This window comes from Streptomyces sp. NPDC028331, assembly GCF_055565775.1.
In genome coordinates this window covers 56,204-78,197 of the sequence record NZ_JBVHTR010000032.1, presented here as the reverse complement: position 1 = coordinate 78,197, position 21,994 = coordinate 56,204, and the positions used below count along the sequence as shown (strand labels likewise).

Here is a 21,994-nt window from a genome sequence, read left to right as displayed (position 1 = left end):
GGGGATCAGGGAGAAGGGGGCGGGCTCCCCCGATTAGGGCCGGGGAAGGAAAGGCTGAGCCCGCCCCCCACGAAAGGCAGGGGGGGGGGGGGGGGGGGGGAGGACCCCCCCCCCCCCCCCCCTCGGCCGTTACCGGGTCGGAGACAGACGCCCGGGGTGCGCAGGCAGACGCCCGGGATGCGCAGCGCAAACCCGGCACCACACCGAACCGTCCCTGATTCCCCGCCTGACGACCCCTTAGGGGATGTCACAGCTCGGCAGCAAAGCGGGCCCGACAGCCCCGGGCCCACCACGCCACCCTCCGGGAACAGGTACGTTCGAAGACGTGGCTGGATTCAGGATCGGGCGCGGCCGCGAGACCCGCGCTCCTCAAGCGCGACCGCAGCAACCCCCGTACGGCCGACAGGCGCCGCAGGCCCCGTCGTACGGCTACCCCGCCGCGCCGCAGCAGCAGTACGGCGGGGCCGCGCCCTACGGCGGCCGGCCGCAGTGGCAGGCGCCGCAGAGCCACGGCGAGCCGGAGTACTTCGGCGACGACGGCCAGGGCCACCCCCACACCGCGGACCCGTACGCGGCCAACAACCCGGGTCACACCCAGGCGTTCTCCGTCGACGAGGACCCCTACAACGAGGGCCGGACCTACCGCGCGGGCCAGGCCTCGACGCCGCCGGCCGGCCCGCGGCTGCACTGGAAGGAACTGCTGCGGGGCGTCGTGATGTCGCCCACGCAGACGTTCCTCCAGATGCGGGACTACACGATGTGGGGCCCGGCCCTGATCGTGACGTTCCTGTACGGCCTGCTCGCGGTCTTCGGTTTCGACGGCGCCCGTCACGACGCGATCAACGCCACGCTCTCCAACGCCATCCCGATCGTCCTGACGACCGCGGTCGCCATCGTCCTGAGCTCGTTCGTCCTGGGCGTGGTCACCCACACGCTGGCCCGCCAGCTCGGCGGCGACGGCGCCTGGCAGCCCACGGTCGGCCTCTCCATGCTGATCATGTCCATCACGGACGCGCCGCGCCTGGTCGTGGCGATGTTCTTCGGCGGCAACGCGTCCTTCGTCCAGCTCCTGGGCTGGGCGACCTGGGTCGCGGCGGGCGCCCTGCTGACCCTGATGGTCTCGAAGTCCCACGACCTGCCGTGGCCGAGGGCTCTGGGCGCGTCGGCGATCCAGCTGATCGCGATCCTGTCGATCATCAAGCTGGGCACGTTCTAGCCCCAGGGGTTCCACGACTGCGAGGAACAGGCCCCGGCACCGAGAGCGCCGGGGCCTTGGCGTGCGACAAGATCGCCCCGGAACAGGCCCTCGACGAGCCGTTCCACCGATCTGACGTGGAACCGACGGGCAAAGACGGGACCGCCGGGGATGGGGCCGGCGTCGGCGTGGCCGTCAGGAACTACAAGCCCTCACAGCGCCTCTTTGGAAGGCGTGACCGGCGTGCCGGACTTGCGGACCGGGGGCAGGACGGACCACGGGAAGTTGATCCAGTCATCGGTCCGCTTCCACACGTACTCGCACTTCACCAGCGACTGGGACTTCTCGTAGATCACCGCGGAGCGGACCTCGGCCACGGTCTCCACGCAGAAGTCGTACACGAGTTTCAGCGTCTTGCCGGTGTCGGCCACGTCGTCGGCGATCAGCACCTTCTTGTCGGTGAAGTCGATCGCGTTGGGGACGGGGGCGAGCATCACGGGCATGTCGAGGGTGGTGCCCACACCGGTGTAGAACTCGACGTTGACCAGATGGATGTTCTTGCAGTCCAGGGCGTATGCGAGCCCGCCGGCCACGAACACGCCGCCGCGCGCGATGCTGAGCACGATGTCGGGCTCGTAGCCGTCGTCGGCGATGGTCTGGGCGAGTTCCCGGACGGCGCGTCCGAAGTCCTCGTAGGTCAGGTTCTCTCGTCCGCCGCTCGTCATGTCTCGCTCACACCTGGGTCCGGTGGAAGTTCAGGAAGGAACGCGAAGGCGTGGGACCGCGCTGCCCCTGGTACCGCGAACCGTACCGCTCACTGCCGTAGGGGAACTCGGCCGGCGAGCTGAGCCGGAACATGCACAGTTGCCCGATCTTCATGCCCGGCCAGAGCTTGATCGGGAGCGTGGCGAGGTTGGACAGCTCGAGGGTGACGTGGCCGGAGAAGCCGGGGTCGATGAAGCCGGCGGTGGAGTGGGTGACGAGCCCGAGCCGCCCGAGGGAACTCTTGCCCTCGAGCCGCGAAGCGAGATCGTCAGGCAGCGTGATGACCTCGTACGTCGAGGCCAGCACGAACTCCCCGGGGTGCAGGATGAACGGCTCGTCGCCCTCGGGCTCGACGAGCCGCGTGAGGTCGACCTGCTCGACGGAGGGGTCGATGTGGGGGTACCTGTGGTTCTCGAACACCCGGAAGTAGCGGTCCAGCCGCACGTCGATGCTCGAGGGCTGCACCATGGTGGGATCGAACGGATCGATCACGACCCGTCCCTTGTCGATCTCGGTCCGGATGTCCTTGTCTGAGAGAAGCACGACCCGAGAATACGCAAGGCGCGTGCAGCCGCCACAATCGTGACGACTCCACGCGCCCGGACCTCTGGCCGCTACGGCCTCTCGGCGCCTGCTGCTCCTGCTGCTACTGCTTCTGCAAGGTCACCGGCACCGCGCTGCGGAGCCGGGCACAGCGGGGGCACCGGACGAGCCGGCCGGGGCCGAGGCGCTCGGCCTGCTGCATCGGGAACGAAGCGGTGCTGAACACGTGCCCTTCGGCACAACGGACGACGGTGCGCTCCATCAAGTCCTCTGAGTCCCTTCCCCAAGAGCCTTCGTCTCACTGGCGTGACGGACGACGAAAGCCACATTACGGGATGAAAGGGAAGGCCCTCCAGGCGGCACTCCGACCACCCGCAACCCCTCGGCCACACCCCACCGTACGCCCCAACTCCGGTCCCCCGCAGCCACATCCGCACCCGGAAACAACACAGGCCCCCAGGGTGTGAGCACCGGGAGCCGGGGATGAGGTACAGTGAGCGAGCGTTCGGCACCGGCTCTCCGGTGGCGACTTACGCGGGTGTAGTTTAATGGTAGAACATCAGCTTCCCAAGCTGAGAGCGCGAGTTCGATTCTCGTCACCCGCTCCACGATGAAACCCCAGGCTAGTGGCCTGGGGTTTGTTTGTTGTCTAGACCACAGCCTGAGCCCGGGGCATCAGGACCGGATACCTGGGCCTACAGGAGAGCGAGCCCGTGCCTCGGTGGTCGGCTCGCTCACGCGTGGGCTCCCGGATCGTGAGCTCCTCGCTGGGCGGCCAGGTGGTCCGCGAGCGCATCGGGCCCGATCTTGCTCAGGGCCCACAGGCTGCTGGATCGGCGGCCCACCGCCAGAGTGGGTCATCCACAGGGGTGTGGAAGGGCAGCACGGATGCCGTGGGCGTCGAAGGGGCCGGCGTCGAGGTAACGCAGACCACCGGTGCCGCACAGACAGTGGGTACGGCCGGTGGCTGCCGCAAGGTCGGCGAGGCGCTCGGAGCGGCCTTGCCGGGTCGGGATCTCGCTGCTGTCCCGCACCTTCCCCGACCAGCCATCAGGCGTTCGCCACCGCCGGCGTCAGGCGTGCCGTGCTCCGCAGCGAACGGGAAGCGGTCGAGGCGAAAAAAATCCGTGGATCTTCGCGGCAACCTTTTCGGCCTCCCGGACCACTCAGTGTCGTCCGGCCAAGTGGTCCGGTCAGATGCAACGGCTGAAAGAGAGCACAGGCATGTCCCTGGAACGAGAGCACAGACATGTCCCCGGCCCACCCACGTCATCGGTGGCGTCCCGCGTCGGCGGCCACCGTGCCGACGGCGGCGCGCGCGGTGGTCGCCCGAAGCATCGTGGCCGTCGGTTGCTCGCGCATCGGGGTCTGTGGGCGGGTCTCGCCATGGTGGTCGTGGCCGGCTCGGCTGTCGTGGTCAGCCAGGCTTCGGCGCAGCAAACCCTGGATCTGAAGAAGTGGTACGTGCTGGTCAACCGCAACAGCGGCAAGGTGCTGGACGACCGCGCCTACGCCACGAACGACGGCGCGGCGGTGGTGCAGTGGGCGCGCCACGGCGGGGCCAACCAGCAGTGGCGGTTCATCGACGCGGGTGACGGCTACTACCGGCTGCAGAACCGGAACTCCGGCAAGGTGCTCGACGACTTTCACTGGTCGAAGACGGCCGGCTCCGCCCTCGTGCAGTGGTCAGACCACAACGGCACCAACCAGCAGTTCAAACTGGCCAAGTCGCCGGACGGCTACGTGCGTTTGGTCAATCGCTTCAGTGGCATGGCTGTCGATGTCCGCAACGCCGCCAAGGCCGACGGGGGCGACGTCGTCCAGAACCGCGACCGGGGCGGCGCCGATCAGCAGTGGCAACTCGTCCCGGCCGGGAGTGTCGGCAGCTCCGGTACGCCCGCCGCGCCGAGCGGCAGCGTTCCCACCAGCCCGGCTCCGAGCGGCTCTCACCCGTCGTCGACGCCGTCTCCCGTGGCCGGTGGCGGCAGCTCGACGAAGCGTTTCATGGGCAGCAGCACGGTGCTCATCGGCGGCTCGATGTCGGACGCCTCGGCGGCCGCCGCGCCGTTCGACGTGCGGTACGCCTATGTGCACAGCCAGCCCGCGCCCTCGTCGGACTACTACACGGCAGCGCGCTGCCACGACGATTGGTCGGGCTGGTGGGGCTGCTGGAACGGCAGCACCACGGCGCCCGGCACTTACGTGACCTGGCGGGACTCCGTGGCGGCCCAGGCGACGTACAAGGGCAGCCCGCGTCCGCAGAAGATGCTCTGGACCTGGTACTCGTTGCGCGACCTCGGGGATGCGGCAGGCCAGGGCGACGGTCCGGGCGAGGTCAAGGCCATCAACCGGCTCGACCTGCTCACCCGGTACCTGAACGACTACCGTTTCTTCCTCCAGAAGATCGGCGCGTCGCACGACGCGATCGACCTCGAGCCCGACTTCTGGGGCTACGTCCGGTCGCTCGGCGATCCGCACCAGGTTCCCGCACAGGTCTCGGGCGCGAATCCGAAGGATTGCGGATCGCAGGAGAACAGTGCCACCGGACTCGCCCAGTGCCTGATCTCGATGGCGCACAAGTACGCGCCGAACACCGCCGTGGGGCTGCACCTTTCCTGCTTCGACTGGCAGACCAACACACAGGCATGTGTCAAGGACTACGCGAACCTCGGGGCGCAGAACGCCGACTTCCTGGTCACCGATGTGTCGGACCGCGACGCGGGCTGGTACGCACAGCCGGCCCACGGCGGCAGTGACCACTTCTGGACCGACCAGAAGGCCGCCGCCGCGCTGCAGTTCTACAAGACGATGGCCGAGTCCGTGGGCAAGCCGGTGGTCCTGTGGCAGATCCCCGTGGGCAACATGGCGCAGAACAACACCCTCAACCATTACAAGGACGACAAGGTGGACTGGCTCTTCGGGCACATGGACCAGGTGGCGAACGCCCATGTCGCCGGCCTGTTCTTCGGTCCAGGACAGCAGGAACAGACCACGGTCGAGTCCGACGGCGGAAACCTGATCAACAAGACGATCGCCTATCACAACTCGGGCGGTACAGCACTCAAGTAGGCGAAGCTGACGAATGCGCCCCCATCTCTTCGATGGGGGCGCATTTCGTCATCTCCGTCGGGCTGAGGACTTCTCCCGTCGGCGCCGGCCATGCCGCCGTCGGTGCGGGCGCCGATCGAGGCGGCCTTGGCGAAGGGGATGATCGTCCTGACAGGTGACGGCGGGGACGCCGAGTTGGACCGCGAGGCCGGGACAGCGCGGGCCGTCCCGGTCGATGAATGCGCCGATGCGGCGGAAGGTGAATGCGGCCCGGGACGCCGGCGCCCACACCGCGCAGGACCAGGAGCCCACCCATCAGCCCGACAAGCCTCGCCGAGCCTCCGCCTGGTCCCCAAACGATGGGAACCCCAGCCGGCGCACGGCTGGGGTTCCTCGAGGCGGTGAGCAGCGGTCAGCGGGTGGAGGTGCCCACGCCGTAGACCGCTCGTCCACGCGCCGGTGCACCGCACCCGATCGCCATCACCGTGGATCAGGCGGGTCAGCGCTGCAGGGTGAGGACACCCGGCCGCCACGGCAGTCGGTCGTAGGGGCCGGTCGCGGTGGGGGACTTGCCCTGGTAGAGGAACTGCAGATGGCAGGGGTCGATGGTCATGGTCTGGTCGGGGTTGTTGCGGACCAGGTCACCGTGGCTGATGTCGTTGGTCCAGGTGGCACCGCTGTTGGCCTTGCCCGCGAAGGGGTTGCTCTCGCCGGCGGCCTGCGGGGTCCAGGAACCGTTCAGGCTGGTGGCGGTGAACGAGCGGAAGTAGCGCTGCTCGTTCGCACCCCGAGCCTCGACGATCATGAGGTACTGGTTCCGGCCCTGGACCTTGTAGACCTGCGGCGCCTCGAACAGGTTCTTCGTCGAATCGCTCATGACCGTCGTGTACGACGAGCCGAAGTTGCCCGGGAAGTTCCCGATCGGCATGCTCGCCCGGTAGATCTTGCCGTTGTCGCCGGCGAAGAACAGGTACATGTTCTGGCCGTCGGCGATCAGGGTCTGGTCGATCGGGCCGGTGGCGGATTCGGTGCGGGGGATGCTGCCGGTGAACAGCGGCTGCGGCGCGGACCAGCCGCCCGGGTTGGTGGGGTCGCTCGACGTGCGGTAGACGAAGGGCGACGCACCCCACTGGGACGCCAGCACCCAGATCTTCTTGGGCGCGAAGTAGAACAGTGTGGGCGCCACCGCGGACTGGCTCATGCCGGTCTGGCCGGCCGACACCATGTCCGCCCAGTTCGTGAAGGGCTTGAACATCATCGAGCCGTACGACGATCCCGACACGCTCGACGCGTAGACCAGGTGCTTGCCGTTGTACGTCACGGTGGTGAAGTCCTTCACCGCGTCCCACCCGTTCGCCGGCTGCGCCAACGGACCCGTCGACGTCCACCGGTATGTCGACGGAAGAGCACACGTGCCGCCCGCCGGCGCAGGCGCCGGGGTCCTGAAGTTCCAGTGCTGGTTGGCGCCGCCGTCCGAGTCCCGGATCTGGACGGGAGTGCCGTTGGCGGTCCGGCCGCCGGGGATCTCCAGTGCCCGGCCGCTGGCGACGTTGGTCAGCGTGTAGGAGCCGTCACTGTTCCGGGCGGCCCGCCAGTGCTGGTTGGCGCCGCCGTTGGAGTCCCAGACCTCCATTCTGGTCCCGTTGCCCGTCTGGTTGCCCGGCTCGTCCAGTACCCGGCCGCTGGCGACGTTGGTCAGCGTGTAGGAGCCGTCGCTGTTCCGGCCGGCCCGCCACTGCTGGTTGGAGGCACCGCTGGCGTCCCACACCTGGAGCGGGGTGCCGTTGCCGTTGTATCCCGCCGGCTCGTCGAGAATGCGTCCGGCGGCCACGTCGGAGAGCGTGTAGACGGTGCCGGAGGTGATGCCTTCGGCTGGTGTCCCGCCGCTGCCCCCGCTCGGCGTGCCGCCGCTGCTGCCCAGGGCGGTGAGCACCGCGTTGTAGGCGGGCTTCTCGTTGCCGCTCGCGTCGAACAGCAGCGGGTTCTCACCGGTGCGCCAGGAGTCGCTGTCGCGGATGCCCCACACCGTGATGCCCGTGCAGCGAGCGACGTTGAGGCAGTCCTGCACGGTGTCGGCGTACGCGGTGGCGGGCGCCTGGGCGATGTCGAGTTCGGTGATCTGTACGTCCACGCCGAGCGCGGCGAACTTGGACAGCGTGGTCTGGAAGCCGGCCGGCGGGCCGCCGGCGCCGAAGTGGCTCTGGAAACCGACGCAGTCGATGGGCACACCGCGGGACTTGAAGTCCTTGACCATCGTGTAGACGCCCTGCGTCTTGGCGTCGGTCCAGTTCTCGATGTTGTAGTCGTTGTAGCAGAGCTTGGCCGAGGGGTCGGCGTTCCGGGCCGTGCGGAAGGCTTCCTCGATGAAGCCGTTGCCCAGCACGTCCTGGAACACCGAGCTGCGGTGCCGGCCGCTGCCGCCGTCGGCGAACGCCTCGTTGACCACGTCCCAGGCGTAGATCTTGCCCTTGTAGTGGGTCATCTCGGTGGTGATGTGGTTGTCCATCACGCTACGCAGGGCGTTGGCGTCGGTGATGGACTTGACCCAGCCGGGCAGTTGGGAGTGCCACACCAGGGTGTGGCCGCGCATCCGCTGCCCGTGCGCGGTGGCGTGGCCGACGATCTGGTCGGCCGGGCCGAAGTTGAAGGTGCCGCGGGAGGGTTCGACGGTGTCCCACTTCATCTCGTTCTCCGGGGTGATCATGTTGAACTCCCGGTCGAGAAGGGTGGAGTACGTCGAGTCGCCGAGCCTGCCCGAGGACACCGCCGTGCCGAAGTAGCGGCCGCTGCCGGCCGCCGCGGCGGCCAGGGTCGGTGTGCGGGTCTCCGGCGTGCGTGCGGCCAGCGCGACCAGCGGTACGGCGGCACTCGCGGCGGCGAGGACCACGGCGGCGGCGAGCACGCGGCGGGTGGCCGGACGGCGGCGATGAGAGCGGTTCTGATCTGACAACGGCATGTCCTTCTGACACAGCGGGCCTTGGTCCGGACCCGGTTACCTGCCAGTTGCCGCCACGCACACAGAGGTTGCCGCGATCGAGGGGAGAATTTTCGCGGCCGCCGTCACCGTCCCCACCCAGTGCCACTGCGGCCTGCCGGCCACCGTGGAGGCCACCTACGCCGACGGGACCGACGTCGGCCCGGCCGACTGGACCCCGTACCAGCAGTCGGAGTACTTGTTCTCCCATCGAGCTGTGCGGCAAAGGGACTCACCCTTGCCGCACAGCGGCGTTCACCGGGTCGGGACGAACCCTCCCCGGACCGACGCGGAGCCGCCCGAATCCTGGGCGTCGACGCGGTAGCCGTCGCCCGCGGCGCTGCGCACGCCGGTGCCGTTGTTGAACTGGGCGGCAAACTCATAGCTCGCGGCCGGCAGGGTGCGGCCCGGCTTGAGAACCCAGCGGTAGACCAGCGTGCCGTCGGCCTCCTGGACGGTGACGGTGAAGTCAGCACTCGGCAGGGTCTGCCAGGTGCCGGTGTTCTTCACCCCGCCGGTCTGCACGATCCGCATCTCGATCGTGAGCGAGGTGAGCGGCCGGGTCGTCTTGAGGGCGAGGTCGCTCTGCGTCCAATAGACGTTGCTGCGCGGGTCCACCGAGCCGGCCGACCACAGCGGCCCGTTCTGGCTCTCGCCGGCGGTCGGCGATGGACTGGTGGCCGGCGGAGTCGGGCGCGCGCTGCCCGGGGTGGTGACCGGGGCCGGCGCGACAGGGGTGGGGCGGGTCGACGTCGGGTGCGGGGAGCCGGCGGTCGGGGACGGGGTGGCAGGCGTGGTCACGGTGGCCGACGGCGACGAGTGCGCGACGATGGCGGCGACGGCGAGGCCGCCGGTCGCCAGGATGCCGGTGGCGGCGAGCCCGGCGAGCGCGACCCTGGTCCCGGACCTCGCGAACGGCCGCGCGCGGTGACGGACCGCGGGGCCGGCCATGCCGCGTTGCACCCGGGCCAGCATCCGCGCGCGGTCGGGCCGGTGCGCCTCGGCGGCCTCGCGCAGTCGGCGGGCGATCTCGTCGTTCACCGGTTCCTCCTCCCTGCCACCAGGTCCCCGGCCGCTCGTGCGCCCAGTATCCTTTCCAGCTCGGCCATTCCCTTCGAGGTCTGGCTCTTCACCGTGCCGACCGATATGCCCAGCGCTGCCGCCGTGTCCTTCTCCGACAGGTCGAAGGCGTGCCGCAGCACCACGCAGGCGCGCTTGCGGAACGGCAGCCGGGCGAGCGCCGCGCGGACGTCCAGCACGGCCGCCATGTCCGGCCCCTCCACCTTCTCGGGGCTGCGGGACCAGAACAGCGTGATCCGGCGTCGCTCGCGCACCGCGCTGCGGATCCGTCCCCGCGCCAGGTTGGCCACCACACCGCGGGCGTAGGCGAGCGGGTGGTCGGCCTGCCGCAACCGGTCCCAGCGCTGCCACAGGGCGACCAGGGCATCCGCCGCGAGATCGTCCGCCGCATCGGACTCGCCGGTCAGGAGGTGTGCCAGACGGGCGAGTTCGGCATAGTGGCGTTCGAAGAATTCGTGGAACTCCGCGGACGCGTCGTCGAGGACCATCCCTCCGTCGCCCTCTCCTGGCGATGATGTGCGCATTGGTTGCATGTTTAACAACAGGGGCGCAGCCTAACAGTGCCCGGCCCGGGATTCGAACGGCGGTCGTGCTCGGTTGCGGACCGGTGAAGGCTGTCCGGCGGGCTGGTCAATGCCGGGCGAACTGGACGCCCGTCGGCTGCGCGACGTCCGGCTGCACGGCGGCGCCGTCGACGGTCAGCCGCTCCCCGTAGATGTCGGTGATCCTGACACCGGTCCCGCTCCCCGGAGGGGGACGGCACGCCAGCACCCGACGACGGCAGTGCCATGACTGGCCGCGAACCTCAACGGGTCCGTCCTGGCTGCTGCGAGGCCTGCAGCAGCCCCAACGCGACCAGCAGCAGAACGAAACCTGCGACACGAAAAAGGTCTTGTGCGCGCGGGCTGGGAATTACCCAGACCACCGGCTGCAAAGCAAGGTTCGTCGATGACAGAAGCGCTCCGTACCCCCACAACTGGGGCCGGAACGTCCTCTTACCCATCCACCGAGGTAGCCATCCCGTTCTGATGGCGGCCACTCCGTCCACAGCCAGGAGCACCGACGCCACAGCGGCGACCCCGGGCAAACACCACCAAACCATCTGCCCCACCCCTGCGTGCTGCGCACGGTCGCACCGAACGCCGCAATCATGGCACTGCGTTCCTCCCTGGAATCAGGACCGCAGCCCCACGTCTACGGGTGCCCCCGTCCGCAGGATCACTGGGCGAGCGTGCCCGCTAGCTACGTGCCCGGTCCGGCGGCATCTCCCGGGGACTCACGGGAAGCGCGCTCCACACCACTGCCTCGGCCGTAACAGCCTCATTCCGAATCGGTCGGTTGAGCGTGGCATCTCGCTGCCGAACTCGGCGGTACCGGGTAATGATGGGATTCCGGACGGATCATGGGGGGGCTTGTGAGTCTCAAGAACGCCTATTTGGAGACCGCCGCGCGGGCCGTAACGTTGCTGGAGGCACCGGAAGTGGCCGCCTCGTGGGAGAAACCCAGCGCGTTGGCGCAGTGGACTGTCGCCGGCCTGGCCGGCCACCTCGCGTATCAGGTTTTCAGCGTGGATCCGGCGCTGGAGGAACCTGACTCTGAGCAGGAACCGATCTCCGTGCTGGAACACTACGCGCGGGCCGTGTGGATCGACGTGCCGCTCGACGGTGAAATCAACTCCGGGATTCGGGCGAAGGGTGACGGCTTCTCGTCCGAAGGCGTGCGGCGTCTGGTCGAGCGCGTCCATGCCTCGCTCGACCAGCAACGAACCGATCTGGAGGAAGTGCATCGCGACTGGGTGGTGTTCATGCCACAAACCGGGTGGGCGCTGCGGCTGGACGACTTCCTCCTGACGCGGATGGTCGAGCTCGCTGTGCATATGGATGACCTGGCGGTCAGCGTGGGCCTCAGCGCGCCGGAGCTTCCCGGCACGGCCCTCGATCCCGTGGTTGCACTGCTGACCGGGCTGGCCGTCCGGCGCCACGGCCAAGCGGCACTGCTGCGCGCCCTGACCCGCGCGGAGCGGGCACCGGACGCGATCAACGTGTTCTGAACATTGCCTCAGCCAAGTCAGCCGGTCGACGATGGCCGCGCAGAGCGCGGATCGGCGAACGGCGTGAGTGGACCAGCCAGACAGCACTGTCCCGGGGCGGTCATGTCTACGCTGGCGGCGTGGCGTTGGTGTGGGTGACGGGCAATTCAGGAGTTGGTAAGTCCACGGTCTGCGGGGTGTTGCGAGCGCGCGGCCACGTTGCGTTCGACGCCGACGAGGACGGCTTCAGTCGCTGGATCGACCGAGTCGAGGGGGAGGTTGTGGTGGATCCTCCGTATCCGGTTCCTGGGGGCTGGCTCGACCGATACGGGTGGGTGATCGTCCGTGAGCGCGTTGAGACCCTCGTCGAGGAGTCTCGTTTCCGAATCGCGTTCTTGTGTGGGTCGGCGGAGAACGAGGCGGACGTCCGCGATCTTTTCGACCTCGTCGTGTGCCTGGTGATCGACGAGGACACCCTCCGCCACCGGCTCGCGACCCGTACTACGAACACATTCGGTCAACATCCCGAAGAGCTCGCAGCGGCCCTGAAGTGGAATCCTCGGATGCGAGCGATCTACGAAAGCCTCGGTGCGACGATCATCGATGCATCCAAGCCGGTGACCGAGGTGGTGGACAGCGTGATCGACGCGGTTCAGGGGCTGACAGGGGCCACCCGATAACGCGGATCACGTCTGCGCGCCGCGTGGTCGCTCAGCGGCAGTCCAACCGTGGCTTCGTAGCACTTCGGGATGACCTGTACCGGCGTGCCTGATCTTGGTGCGACGCGGTGAGTTCGGACCCGGCCCCTCACCCGCGACAGCACTGGCACACCCAGTCCACCCTCCTGCAACACCGAGCGAAGCAAAGGGCTCCTGACATCCATGGCTGACATCAACGACGCCGGATGAAGGCGTACCGCGAAGACGAGACCGACTGTCGCACCCGTCGACGGCAGCGCACGGAGCGGGCACGGATCGAACTCCTGAAGCCGGTGTCATAGCTCATGTACGAGGCCCCTGACGAGCTCAGGTCGCTCGGCGGACAATGGCGTCGTGACGTTGACGATTTGGGTCGATGGCTGGCAGATCCAGTGCTGCGGAACGAACCATCTGCGCCTCAGAAGCTAACAGCGGCCACCCCAGCGCGTCGTCGGCGGCCAGCCGCAACGCCACCGCCCGGCCGATACCGCGCGACCCACCCCTCACCAGTGCCGTCTTGCCCGTCAGAACAGCCATCATCCGCTCCTCGCGCCGCGGCCGGCCTATCGGTGCTCGGGGTTCTCGTAGTCGCGGCGGCAGCCGGCGTCCCAGGCGGTGCGCTGGTTGCCGTAGGCCGGGATGCCGCCGAGGTCCTTCAGCGCCCGGGCCAGATGCAGCAGGTTCCAGGTCATGAAGGTGGTGTTGCGGTTGGTGAAGTCGTTCTCCGGTCCGCCCGAGCCGGGGTCGAGGTAGGAGGGGCCGGGGCCCGCCTCGCCGATCCATCCCGCGTCGGCCTGAGGGGGGATGGTGTAACCGAGGTGCTGCAGGCTGTAGAGGACGTTCATCGCGCAGTGCTTGACGCCGTCCTCGTTGCCGGTGATCAGGCAACCGCCGACGCGTCCGTAATAGGCGTACTGTCCGGCCTCGTTGAGCAGGCTGGAGCAAGCATAGAGCCGTTCGATCACCTGCTTCATCACCGAGCTGTTGTCGCCCAGCCAGATGGGCCCGGCCAGCACGAGGATGTCGGCCGCCAGGACCTGCTGGTACAGCTCCGGCCAGGCGTCGGTCTGCCAGCCGTGCTCCGTCATGTCGGGCCAGACACCGGTGGCGATGTCGTGGTCGACGGCCCTTACGACATCGACGTGCACCCCCTGCGCGCCCATGATGCCCGTGCAGCGGTCGATCAGCCCCTGGGTGTTGCTGCGCTCCGGCGACCGCTTGAGGGTGCAGTTGATCACCATGGCGCGCAGATCGTCGTACCGGGCCGGCGGTGCGTCGGTGGCGGGCTGCGAAACGGTCACATGGCCCTCCCAGAGCCTTGCCGCCGCGCTGTGCAGGGCGGCGCGTCCGCGTCCAGCATGCTCACCGGCCGCGGCCGGCACCAGTTCGATGCGCCCGAATGGTGACGGCGATGTCCGAGCGCGGCGCGGGTCGACATCCAGGGGGTGACGGGCCGCGGCCCCCCGGCGGGAAGGCTCGCTCGCGATCGGGTCGGGCAGGGTGTCCAGCCCGGGGGACTGCTCCACGGCCCCTCGCCCGGGGCATCCGGCGACCCGCACACGACAGCCGGAGGCCGGCGCGCATACGCACCCGCAGTCGGGAGCAGTGCACGGCAGGGGCGTGCCGGTCAGATCGATCCTCCCGGCGGTCAGGAAGCGGTCAGGAGCGGCGCCGCCGCAGCCGCCTCAGGTGCCTGTGGCCTCGCCCGCCCACAGGCTTTCCACGGCCCGCGCCGGGCCGCCCGCCCCGCGGACCTGCTCCATGGCCACCCCGATGAAGGCCCGTGTCCGGGCCGTCTCGTGGCCGGTGGGCCATACGAAGGCGTAATCGATGCCCGGGGCGTCCGTGAACGGCTTGAAGACGAGGCCGGGACGGCTGTAGTAGTGCGCGCCTGCGGCCGCCACCGGTGTCACGCCCTTGCCCGCGAGAACCAGGGAGAGCGCGTCCTCCCAGTGCGTCATGGCCTGACCGTGCGGGATGGGCCGCCCCGACGGCGTCTGCCGCGGGAAGTGGTCGGGGATCGACGGGGCGAGGGGGGCAGCCAGCCCTGCTGGAGAGGGACGTGCACGGCTCCGTGCCGCTGAGTCAGCTCGTCCACGAGCGGCAGCACATGACGGGCGAGCCATCGTGGCGTGATGGGCATCAGGGTGTGCAGGCGCAGGCCGACGTGCGGGCTGTCACCGGGCGGGATCGGAGCGGACATGCCGACATGCTGTCCGCGCCGTGGGAGCCGACGAGCCGTTGAGGGCCGATTCCTCACCGATGTCACCGAGCCGATGGCAATAGTCACGCCGCTGCCCTGCGCACCTGGTCGGCGGCTCGGGCGGGCCGGGGCCGCCCGGGCGGCGCAAACGGGCGGCTCAACGAAGCGGCTTCGAACCGGCCCGCGCAAGCCAGACGGCTCAAACCGGGCGGCGCAGGGCGGAGACGAGGGCCGCGAGCCACATCAGAGCGGCGCAGCCGAGTCCGGGAAGCCACATCCACAGGCCCGCGGGCGTTCCGCTCAGGCGTCCGAGGACGATGACGGCCGTGGCCAGCCCGACCAGCATCATCCCGGAACCCAGCAGGCGCAGCGAGGGCGCGGCCCAGTTGTGGGCCAGGGGCAGGAAGTGGGCGCCGACCACGAACGCGGGCCAGGCATAGACGAGATGGGGCTGGTGCAGTCGGGTGCCGAGCAGTCCGCAGCCGACGCCGATGAGCACGGCCTGGAGCATGACGAGCGTAGTGAAGCGGATGCGCGGCTCGGGGCGGTCCGGCCGGGGCACTGCCACCGCGCCGGCGGCCCGTCCCCTGCGCCTGGAGGTCACGGCCAGCACCAGAACCACCGCGGCCACCGCGACGACCGCCCACCGCACCGGGCCGGCGGCCGGACCGGACAGCCCGGCCATGCCGATGGCGGCCCAGACGAGCCCGAAGACGGCCCCGATCACCGGTGCCGGGCTGCCCGCCGCTGCGTCGGCGGGGCGAGAGGGGCGAGAAGCGGTCGCTGCCATGGGGGGTCCTCCTTCAGGGCGGGTACGGCTCCTGACCCTAAGCACGTGACGTCACCCCGTCCGCCGGAACACGAAGCGGAGACACGCATTGGCCGAGCAGACCCCGGCGCCGCACCGGCACTACGCGGCGGCGCTGCTGAGGCAGTCCGCATGGACGGCGGCCGCGTTCGCGTCGAGGATCGGCACGCTGGTTGCGGCGCTCGGCGCGGCAGGGGCGACCGAGGGCACAGTGCTCGGTGTGCTCACGCTCCCCAACCACCCGGACACCCTGGCCGTGCGCTATGCCGCCCATCTGCTCGGCGCGAGCGTCGTCCACCTGCGCACGGCGACCCCCGCAAGCAACGCGGCCCGGAGACCGGAGACCGACCAGGCCGACTTGGGCCTTCCCGCTGTCCGTCCTGATCAGCTCCACGCCCCCGCAGTCGGCGTGTTCAGACTGTTCGGCGGCGCCGGCGGACTCCCGCCTGCTCCGACAGGTGGCCTGCGCCACCCAAGACGATCACCTGAAAGGCCGCGTGGGCGTAGGCGGTCACGAAGCGGGAGATTCTGCGGGTGTTGCGCATGATGGGTCACCTGCCTGCTCGGTTCTGTGGGCTGGTCCTTCGAAGGGCGCTGAGCCGTCACCACTGGATGGCGTCGTCCATTGACTGCTGCCAGTACGTGACCTTGAGCGAGTCGTCGACGTAGACGCCCTTCGCGGGCAGCGAGGGACGAGCGCCCGTGCCGACGCTCTCGTTGCCGGAACGGCCGCGGAAATAGACGGTCAGGGAGTTCACGACGTGGCCGTTCGAGCCGCTGCCGTCTGTCGCGGACAGGTTCACGGAGGCGTAGCCGGACTCGCCCGGCTTGAGCGTGACGACCGCCTGCGGGTGCGAGTCCTCGATGACCGGAGGCACCGCCTGGGCCTCGCCGAAGCGGACGGCCGGGTAGCCGTAGAGGTAGCAGGTCTGGCGACCGGTGTTGGTGACCGTGAGCAGCATGTGGTTCACCGGGCGGTTCAACGGGGCCGCGACCGTCTTGGTGTTGGCCCCCTCACAGGTGACCGGCTTGCCGGAGGGGACGCGCGTCTTCGACGCGGACGTGCCCGCGGCGGGCCGTGTCGTGCCGGTGGTGGTCCCGGCCTCGGGGGAGAAGGAGCCGGAAGAAGAAGCGCCGGAAGAAGAAGTTCCGGAAGGAGTCCCGGAAGGGGAGTTCGCGGTGGCGGTTGCCGCCGTGGGGGCGCCCGAGACATGGACGCCTGTTCCGTCCTGGCACGCGGTCAGGGAGAGCGCGGCGAGAACGACGGTCGCGGCGGCGCCGACGAGACGGGTGCGGGAGGTGCGGAGGCTGGACATGTGGCTTACCCCTTCGGTGTTCGGGTGGCGTTGGTGATTGGATGACCGAAGCTTGTGAGGTGTTCCGTCCCGGCCGCCACGACCGGCGGGCAGTTGGGGACGCTGGAACACCGAAACGCGTTCTGACCAGGGGGAATGCAGTGACCCTGGAACGCGCGGCTGGAACACGAGGGGACGGGGAACGGGTGACGGGGACAACAGGGGCAGAGGGAACGGAGGCGTTCGCTCGGCTGCTGCGGGAGCTCAAGGACCGCTCGGGACTCAGCTACGGGGCGCTTGCCAAGCGGCTGCACATGAGCACGTCGACGCTGCACCGCTACTGCAACGGCACGGCGGTGCCCATCGACTACGCACCGGTGGAGCGCCTCGCGAGGGTCTGCCGGGCCACGCCGCAGGAGCTGGTGGAGCTGCACCGGCGCTGGATCCTGGCCGACGCGGCACGAGGGAGCAGGGCGGACAAGGCGGCGGCGACGGGGTCGGCTCAGGAAGCGCCTTCGGCCGGTGCGGCCGGTGCGGCCGGTGCGGCCGGTTCCGCCGGTTCCGCCGGTGCAGCTAGTTCAGCCGGTTCCGCCAGTTCCGCTGATGCCACTGATGCTGCTGGTGCGATTGATGCCAGTGATGCCTCTGATTCTGGGGATGCTGCTGATGCGAGGGAGACCGTTGGAACGGCAGGCCCCGGCTCAGCGACATCGCACAAACTGGGCAAGGGCAAGGGCGAAGGCGAGAACGGCGAACCGGTTGTCGTCGACGTGCCGCGCGAGCTCTCGCCGCCGCGTCGTCCCCGTCCTCCCCGTCGTCGCCGTACCGTGCTGATCGCCTGCGTCGCGGTGGCCGCCGTGCTGGGAGCCGTGGTGCTCACCGTGCGCCCGCTCGGCGGTGGGAACGGCACGGGGGGCCGGCAGGCGGCCGGTGACACCGCCACGATCACCGGCGCGGCGGATACCGGGAAGCCGTCCGCCTCACCGTCCCCGACCGCGAAGGGACACAAGCCGTCCGCATCGGCCTCCGCCTCCAGCACCGAGTCGGAGGAGGCCGGATCCGAGGAGGCCGGGTCCGGCGCTTCCCAGGGCGGCCGGCAGGGCGGGGCCCGGAGCAGCGACGGCAGCGCCACCGGCGCCGTCCCGCTCACCGTAGGCATCCGTCCCTATGTCTACGACAGCCCCTGCAGCCAGCACTTCCTCGTCGACAGCGGACCCGCGCAGGTCGGCCCGCCGGCGCCGAACGAGCAGGACGCCCCGCGCTGGGCCGCCGCGTACGGGGCGGTGTCCTCGGGGGAACAGCGGGTCGCCCTCACCGTCCAGGGCACCAGCGAGGACACCGTCGTCCTGGAGGCGTTGCACATACGCGTCCTCACCAAGGGCGCGCCGCTCGCCTGGAACGACTACTCGATGGGCGTCGGCTGCGGCGGTGGTGTCGACACGAAGTCGTTCGACATCGACCTCGACAACGGCAGTCCCACGGTCACCGTCAAGAACGGCCAGCGCGACTTCCCGTACAAGGTCAGCGAGTCCGACCCGGAGGTCTTCTACGTCACCGCCCACACCCGGGCGCACGACGTGCGATGGGACCTGACCTTGGACTGGTCCAGCGGCGGCCGCCACGGCACCGTGCACATCGACGACAACGGCACCCCCTTCCGCACCAGCGCCGACGTGGGCCGCCCGGGCTACGACTACCCGCTGGGCGGCAGCGAGTGGATCAAACGGGAGAGCTGACGGGGTTCGGGGGCCGCGCGGCAGAGAGCGCGAGTCCGGTGCTCGTCACCCGCTCCCGGTCCGCTCGTCACCCGCCCCCAGTCCGATCCCCGGGTCGCGGACCCCGGGGATTCTGCAGTGTCCGGACGGCGAGTTTTCACCGCATCCGGTCCCGAAACCCCAGGTCAGTCGGGTGACGCGGTTGCTCGCGTGCGGATCTGTGCCGACGGACACAGCGAACGGGGCGCGTGTAGGCTCATACTGAGCCATGACAAAGCCTGCTGCACCGAAGCGTCATCTGCCCACCAGCCCCTTCAAGGCCCCGGTCACACCGGCTCCCAAGCACTTCGCCATGGGCGACCAGGTGACACATGACGTGTACGGACTCGGCCGGGTGATCGGCATCGAGGACGGCATCGCGGCGCTCGTGGACTTCGGCTCGACGCGCATGCGGATCCTGAGCCCGTACGCCAAGATGACCAAGCTGTAGGACCGTTGTGCCCGGTCACGGCACACCAGGCCCTTCGGGCCTGTAACGGAAGAGAGTTCTCTCATCGATCTGACGCCGCTGTTCTCCGCCCTGGAAGGGGAACCCCGCTACTCCACTGCGGCAGCGCAGCCTCCCACGACCAACCCCTTTCAAGCCCCTGACTTCGGGCCGGACGAGGACGAGACCTTGCCGCTCGAGGGCCCGCAGGAGCCCGGCTCGGGCACGCGTTCGGCGCGGTCCAAGGCAGCTCGGCTCCACGACTGACGGTGGCTGCGGCGACCGGCACGGGCGGTCACCCGTGCTCCGGTGAGGAGTGCGGCCGAGGGGCCGTCTCCGGCGCTCCGCCACCACGGGTGCCGAAGTCCGTGTCGAAGGACGGGACTTCGGACCGGCAGACCGCGTCGCAGGTCACGGCGCTGGGGACGGAAAAACGCGACGGCAACACTCCATCCCCGGAAGCCGATATCTGTCGTCGCGGAGTAAGAAATCGACGCGGCGCACGATGAATATTTCTGTACCGACATGCCGTGCAGAATTATTTGCCACGCAGTGCCGACGTCGACGTGATACTGTCGTCATCAGTTGCAGGTGTGGTTGCCAGAAGGTTTTTCCGACGGCTGATCATCACGGCGACGGGGAGTGCGCACAGAGCGTATTCCTGACACCGCCCCCGAAGGAGAAACAAAATGGCTACTGGCACCGTGAAGTGGTTCAACGCGGAAAAGGGCTTCGGCTTCATCGAGCAGGACGGCGGCGGCGCCGACGTCTTCGCCCACTACTCGAACATCGCCACCCAGGGCTTCCGCGAGCTGCTGGAAGGCCAGAAGGTGTCGTTCGACATCGCGCAGGGCCAGAAGGGCCCGACGGCCGAGAACATCGTTCCCGCCTGACGCACCGGCACTGACTCATACTTCGCAGCTGGGGCCCGCACCTTGGGGTGCGGGCCCCAGCTCGCTTCTTTTCCAGGGTGATTCGACCCTGTTGTTTCCGGCCCGTTCTCGCGATTCTCTGCGCCGCTCGTTTCCGCTGCGGGAATTCCTTGATACGCGCCAGCATCGAGGAAGGTCCGCATGAACCGCACACGTACCGCTCGCCCACGCACCGATCGCCCGTCCGACCGCTTCGGAGGAAGTGCCGCCACGGGCCGCTCCGGCGTTCCGCGCCGCTCCAGCGGTCACGGAGGCCGACAGCCGGCGCGGGGCGAGTTCGCCCTGCCGAAGACGGTCACGCCCGCGTTGCCCGCCGTCGAGTCGTTCGCCGATCTCGCCATGCCGGCTCCGTTGCTGGCCACGCTCGGCCATGAAGGCGTGACCGTACCGTTCCCGATCCAGGCGGCCACCCTGCCGAACTCCCTGGCCGGCCGTGACGTACTCGGCCGCGGTCGCACCGGGTCGGGCAAGACCCTCGCCTTCGGCCTGGCGGTACTGGCCCGGACGGCGGGCCGGCGCGCCGAGCCGCGCCGGCCACTGGCCCTGATCCTCGTCCCCACCCGTGAGCTGGCCCAGCAGGTCACCGACGCGCTCGCTCCCTACGCCCGCGCCGTGCGCGTGCGGCTCGCCACCGTCGTCGGCGGAATGTCCATCGGCAGGCAGGCCGGTGCGCTGCGCGCCGGCGCCGAGGTGGTCGTCGCCACGCCCGGACGGCTCAAGGACCTCATCGACCGGGGCGACTGCCGGCTCGCCGACGTGGGAACCACGGTTCTCGACGAGGCCGACCAGATGACCGACATGGGCTTCCTGCCCCAGGTCACCGCCCTGCTCGACCAGGTGCGCCCGGAGGGCCAGCGGATGCTGTTCTCGGCCACCCTGGACCGCAACGTCGACCTGCTGGTCCGCCGCTACCTGACCGACCCGGTGGTTCACTCCGTCGACCCGTCGGCCGGTGCCGTCAGCACGATGGAGCACCACGTACTCCATGTGCACGACGCGGACAAGCACCGCACGACCACGGAGATCGCGGCCCGGGACGGCCGGGTCATCATGTTCCTGGACACCAAGCACGCCGTGGACCGGCTGACCAGGCACCTGCTGAACAGCGGTGTCCGCGCCGCGGCCCTGCACGGTGGCCGGTCCCAGCCGCAGCGCACCCGGACCCTGGCGCAGTTCAAGGACGGTCACGTCACCGTCCTGGTGGCCACCAACGTCGCGGCCCGCGGCATCCACATCGACAGCCTCGACCTGGTCGTCAACGTGGATCCGCCCAATGACCACAAGGACTACCTGCACCGTGGTGGCCGCACGGCCCGGGCCGGGGAGTCCGGCAGCGTCGTCACCCTCGTGACCCCCGACCAGCGCCGCGGCGTGAACCGGCTGATGGCTTCGGCCGGCATCACCCCGCGCATCACCCCGGTCCGCTCGGGCGAGGCGGAGCTGAGCCGTATCACGGGCGCCCAGGCTCCCTCCGGAGTCCCGGTGGTCATCACCGCCCCCGTCGTGGAACGCCCCCGCCGCACGTCTTCGCCGTCCCGGGGCCGCCGGGGCCGCACCGGTCAGGACCGCCCCGTGGGCGCGGGGGTGCGCCGCAGGGCACAGCGGCGGCCCGGCAACGACTCGGCCGCCTGAGAGCCCCGCGGCCGACGCGGTCCCGGGTGCCCCGTGCGGTCCCGGGAGCCGCGGAGGCCTCCCGGGGCCGTACGGAGCCTCCCGGGGCCGCACGGGCCGTCAGTCCGACCAGCCCTTACCGAAGGAGACACCCTTGACGCCTACGCGGACGCAGTACCGCGGGCCGGATCCCGCCCCCGGGCCCGTGGTCGACGACAGCGAAGGGCACGGGCCCCGGGTATGCGACGACATGACCGTCGAGGTGGCTCTGGCCGTCATGGCGGGTGCCCGGGTCGAGTACCTGACCGTGTGCGACGGGGACGACGAGAGCACGGGCCTGATCACGCTGGTCCGGCTCGCCGTTCTCCGCGACAGTTCCACGTACACCGACCGGATCCGGCTGCGGGACGTCCTCGACGGACCGCCGCACCCGCCCTGCGGCGCGCCCGAGCGGCGCCGGTGACATGCCGGTGACATGAGGACGGGCGGGAAACCGCCCTCGGGGACCCGGTGGGGGGGGGGGGGGGGGGGGGGGGGGGGGGGGGGGGGGGGGGGGGTGTTGGGGGGCGTTTGTAGGTGAGGGGGGAGGGGAGGAGGGGGGGGGGGCGGCG

General features: G+C 69.8%; 23 protein-coding genes and 1 tRNA gene. 11 read left to right on the top strand and 13 right to left on the bottom strand.

Annotation, left to right across the window (positions count from 1 at the left end):
* Nucleotides 1-244: 244 nt before the first annotated feature.
* Entirely contained in the window at nt 245-1,216 is a 972-nt protein-coding gene (locus tag ACZ4SW_RS33765; RefSeq protein ID WP_468252864.1) for a Yip1 family protein, read from the top strand.
* Between the two features lie 191 nt (nt 1,217-1,407).
* On the opposite strand, the gene ACZ4SW_RS33760 is transcribed toward ACZ4SW_RS33765, so the two are convergent.
* Nucleotides 1,408-1,920, bottom strand: coding sequence for a phosphoribosyltransferase (locus ACZ4SW_RS33760; protein ID WP_468252863.1), 513 nt, complete (start codon nt 1,918-1,920; stop codon nt 1,408-1,410).
* Nucleotides 1,921-1,927: 7 nt separating this feature from the next.
* A complete protein-coding gene (gene dcd, locus ACZ4SW_RS33755; RefSeq protein WP_468252861.1) occupies nt 1,928-2,503 on the bottom strand; it encodes a dCTP deaminase in 576 nt (191 codons plus the stop codon).
* A 534-nt stretch (nt 2,504-3,037) separates the two neighbouring features.
* Between dcd and ACZ4SW_RS33750 the strand changes: the two genes are divergently transcribed.
* Nucleotides 3,038-3,111: transfer RNA gene (locus tag ACZ4SW_RS33750), tRNA-Gly, on the top strand.
* A 249-nt stretch (nt 3,112-3,360) separates the two neighbouring features.
* Here ACZ4SW_RS33750 and ACZ4SW_RS33745 read toward each other — a convergent pair.
* On the bottom strand, nt 3,361-3,537 hold the full coding sequence (locus ACZ4SW_RS33745) for a WbqC family protein (protein WP_468252860.1): 177 nt from the start codon (nt 3,535-3,537) through the stop codon (nt 3,361-3,363).
* A gap of 316 nt (nt 3,538-3,853) precedes the next feature.
* Here ACZ4SW_RS33745 and ACZ4SW_RS33740 point away from each other — a divergent pair, with 316 nt between their 5' ends.
* Nucleotides 3,854-5,572 (top strand): RICIN domain-containing protein, encoded by a 1,719-nt coding sequence (locus ACZ4SW_RS33740; RefSeq protein WP_468252859.1) that lies wholly within the window; start codon nt 3,854-3,856, stop codon nt 5,570-5,572.
* Between the two features lie 478 nt (nt 5,573-6,050).
* On the opposite strand, the gene ACZ4SW_RS33735 is transcribed toward ACZ4SW_RS33740, so the two are convergent.
* Complete coding sequence (locus ACZ4SW_RS33735; RefSeq protein ID WP_468252858.1) at nt 6,051-8,507, bottom strand: non-reducing end alpha-L-arabinofuranosidase family hydrolase; 2,457 nt, start codon at nt 8,505-8,507, stop codon at nt 6,051-6,053.
* Between the two features lie 40 nt (nt 8,508-8,547).
* On the opposite strand from ACZ4SW_RS33735, the gene ACZ4SW_RS33730 reads away from it, so the two are divergent.
* Nucleotides 8,548-8,850 (top strand): hypothetical protein, encoded by a 303-nt coding sequence (locus tag ACZ4SW_RS33730; RefSeq protein ID WP_468252879.1) that lies wholly within the window; start codon nt 8,548-8,550, stop codon nt 8,848-8,850.
* Here ACZ4SW_RS33730 and ACZ4SW_RS33725 read toward each other — a convergent pair.
* The 3 genes from ACZ4SW_RS33725 to ACZ4SW_RS33715 form a co-directional block, all read right to left on the bottom strand.
* Nucleotides 8,781-9,566, bottom strand: coding sequence for a hypothetical protein (locus ACZ4SW_RS33725; RefSeq protein WP_468252857.1), 786 nt, complete (start codon nt 9,564-9,566; stop codon nt 8,781-8,783). The two genes, ACZ4SW_RS33730 and ACZ4SW_RS33725, sit on opposite strands and share 70 nt — an antisense overlap.
* Nucleotides 9,563-10,093 (bottom strand): SigE family RNA polymerase sigma factor, encoded by a 531-nt coding sequence (locus tag ACZ4SW_RS33720; RefSeq protein ID WP_468252856.1) that lies wholly within the window; start codon nt 10,091-10,093, stop codon nt 9,563-9,565. The genes ACZ4SW_RS33725 and ACZ4SW_RS33720 overlap by 4 nt, the downstream gene beginning before the upstream one ends.
* A 142-nt stretch (nt 10,094-10,235) precedes the next feature.
* Nucleotides 10,236-10,376 carry a hypothetical protein gene (locus tag ACZ4SW_RS33715; RefSeq protein ID WP_468252854.1) on the bottom strand — a complete coding sequence of 47 codons (141 nt, stop codon included), beginning with the start codon at nt 10,374-10,376 and terminating at the stop codon, nt 10,236-10,238.
* A 643-nt stretch (nt 10,377-11,019) separates the two neighbouring features.
* Between ACZ4SW_RS33715 and ACZ4SW_RS33710 the strand changes: the two genes are divergently transcribed.
* On the top strand, nt 11,020-11,655 hold the full coding sequence (locus ACZ4SW_RS33710) for a maleylpyruvate isomerase N-terminal domain-containing protein (RefSeq protein ID WP_468252853.1): 636 nt from the start codon (nt 11,020-11,022) through the stop codon (nt 11,653-11,655).
* A 119-nt stretch (nt 11,656-11,774) separates the two neighbouring features.
* Complete coding sequence (locus tag ACZ4SW_RS33705; RefSeq protein ID WP_468252852.1) at nt 11,775-12,314, top strand: DEAD/DEAH box helicase family protein; 540 nt, start codon at nt 11,775-11,777, stop codon at nt 12,312-12,314.
* A gap of 345 nt (nt 12,315-12,659) precedes the next feature.
* Here the strand turns inward: ACZ4SW_RS33705 and ACZ4SW_RS33700 are convergent, their stop codons facing one another.
* The 6 genes from ACZ4SW_RS33700 to ACZ4SW_RS33675 all read right to left on the bottom strand — a co-directional run bounded on the left by ACZ4SW_RS33700 (nt 12,660) and on the right by ACZ4SW_RS33675 (nt 16,659).
* Nucleotides 12,660-12,869 carry a hypothetical protein gene (locus ACZ4SW_RS33700; protein WP_468252850.1) on the bottom strand — a complete coding sequence of 70 codons (210 nt, stop codon included), beginning with the start codon at nt 12,867-12,869 and terminating at the stop codon, nt 12,660-12,662.
* A 26-nt stretch (nt 12,870-12,895) separates the two neighbouring features.
* Nucleotides 12,896-13,633 (bottom strand): flavodoxin family protein, encoded by a 738-nt coding sequence (locus tag ACZ4SW_RS33695; RefSeq protein WP_468252848.1) that lies wholly within the window; start codon nt 13,631-13,633, stop codon nt 12,896-12,898.
* Between the two features lie 384 nt (nt 13,634-14,017).
* Nucleotides 14,018-14,458, bottom strand: coding sequence for a LysR substrate-binding domain-containing protein (locus tag ACZ4SW_RS33690; RefSeq protein WP_468252847.1), 441 nt, complete (start codon nt 14,456-14,458; stop codon nt 14,018-14,020).
* Nucleotides 14,459-14,734: 276 nt separating this feature from the next.
* Entirely contained in the window at nt 14,735-15,325 is a 591-nt protein-coding gene (locus ACZ4SW_RS33685; RefSeq protein ID WP_468252846.1) for a hypothetical protein, read from the bottom strand.
* A 120-nt stretch (nt 15,326-15,445) separates the two neighbouring features.
* Nucleotides 15,446-15,571, bottom strand: coding sequence for a hypothetical protein (locus ACZ4SW_RS33680; RefSeq protein ID WP_468252844.1), 126 nt, complete (start codon nt 15,569-15,571; stop codon nt 15,446-15,448).
* A 374-nt stretch (nt 15,572-15,945) separates the two neighbouring features.
* Nucleotides 15,946-16,659 carry a DUF4232 domain-containing protein gene (locus tag ACZ4SW_RS33675; RefSeq protein WP_468252843.1) on the bottom strand — a complete coding sequence of 238 codons (714 nt, stop codon included), beginning with the start codon at nt 16,657-16,659 and terminating at the stop codon, nt 15,946-15,948.
* 185 nt (nt 16,660-16,844) lie between these two features.
* On the opposite strand from ACZ4SW_RS33675, the gene ACZ4SW_RS33670 reads away from it, so the two are divergent.
* The 5 genes from ACZ4SW_RS33670 to ACZ4SW_RS33650 all read left to right on the top strand — a co-directional run bounded on the left by ACZ4SW_RS33670 (nt 16,845) and on the right by ACZ4SW_RS33650 (nt 21,846).
* Nucleotides 16,845-18,374 (top strand): helix-turn-helix domain-containing protein, encoded by a 1,530-nt coding sequence (locus tag ACZ4SW_RS33670; RefSeq protein ID WP_468252842.1) that lies wholly within the window; start codon nt 16,845-16,847, stop codon nt 18,372-18,374.
* Nucleotides 18,375-18,621: 247 nt separating this feature from the next.
* Nucleotides 18,622-18,843, top strand: a complete 222-nt coding sequence (locus tag ACZ4SW_RS33665; RefSeq protein ID WP_468252841.1) for a hypothetical protein — start codon at nt 18,622-18,624, stop codon at nt 18,841-18,843.
* 686 nt (nt 18,844-19,529) lie between these two features.
* Complete coding sequence (locus ACZ4SW_RS33660) at nt 19,530-19,733, top strand: cold-shock protein (protein WP_028799214.1); 204 nt, start codon at nt 19,530-19,532, stop codon at nt 19,731-19,733.
* 180 nt (nt 19,734-19,913) lie between these two features.
* Nucleotides 19,914-21,404 (top strand): DEAD/DEAH box helicase, encoded by a 1,491-nt coding sequence (locus tag ACZ4SW_RS33655; protein ID WP_468252839.1) that lies wholly within the window; start codon nt 19,914-19,916, stop codon nt 21,402-21,404.
* 133 nt (nt 21,405-21,537) lie between these two features.
* Entirely contained in the window at nt 21,538-21,846 is a 309-nt protein-coding gene (locus ACZ4SW_RS33650; protein ID WP_468252838.1) for a CBS domain-containing protein, read from the top strand.
* The last annotated feature ends 148 nt before the right edge of the window (nt 21,847-21,994 follow it).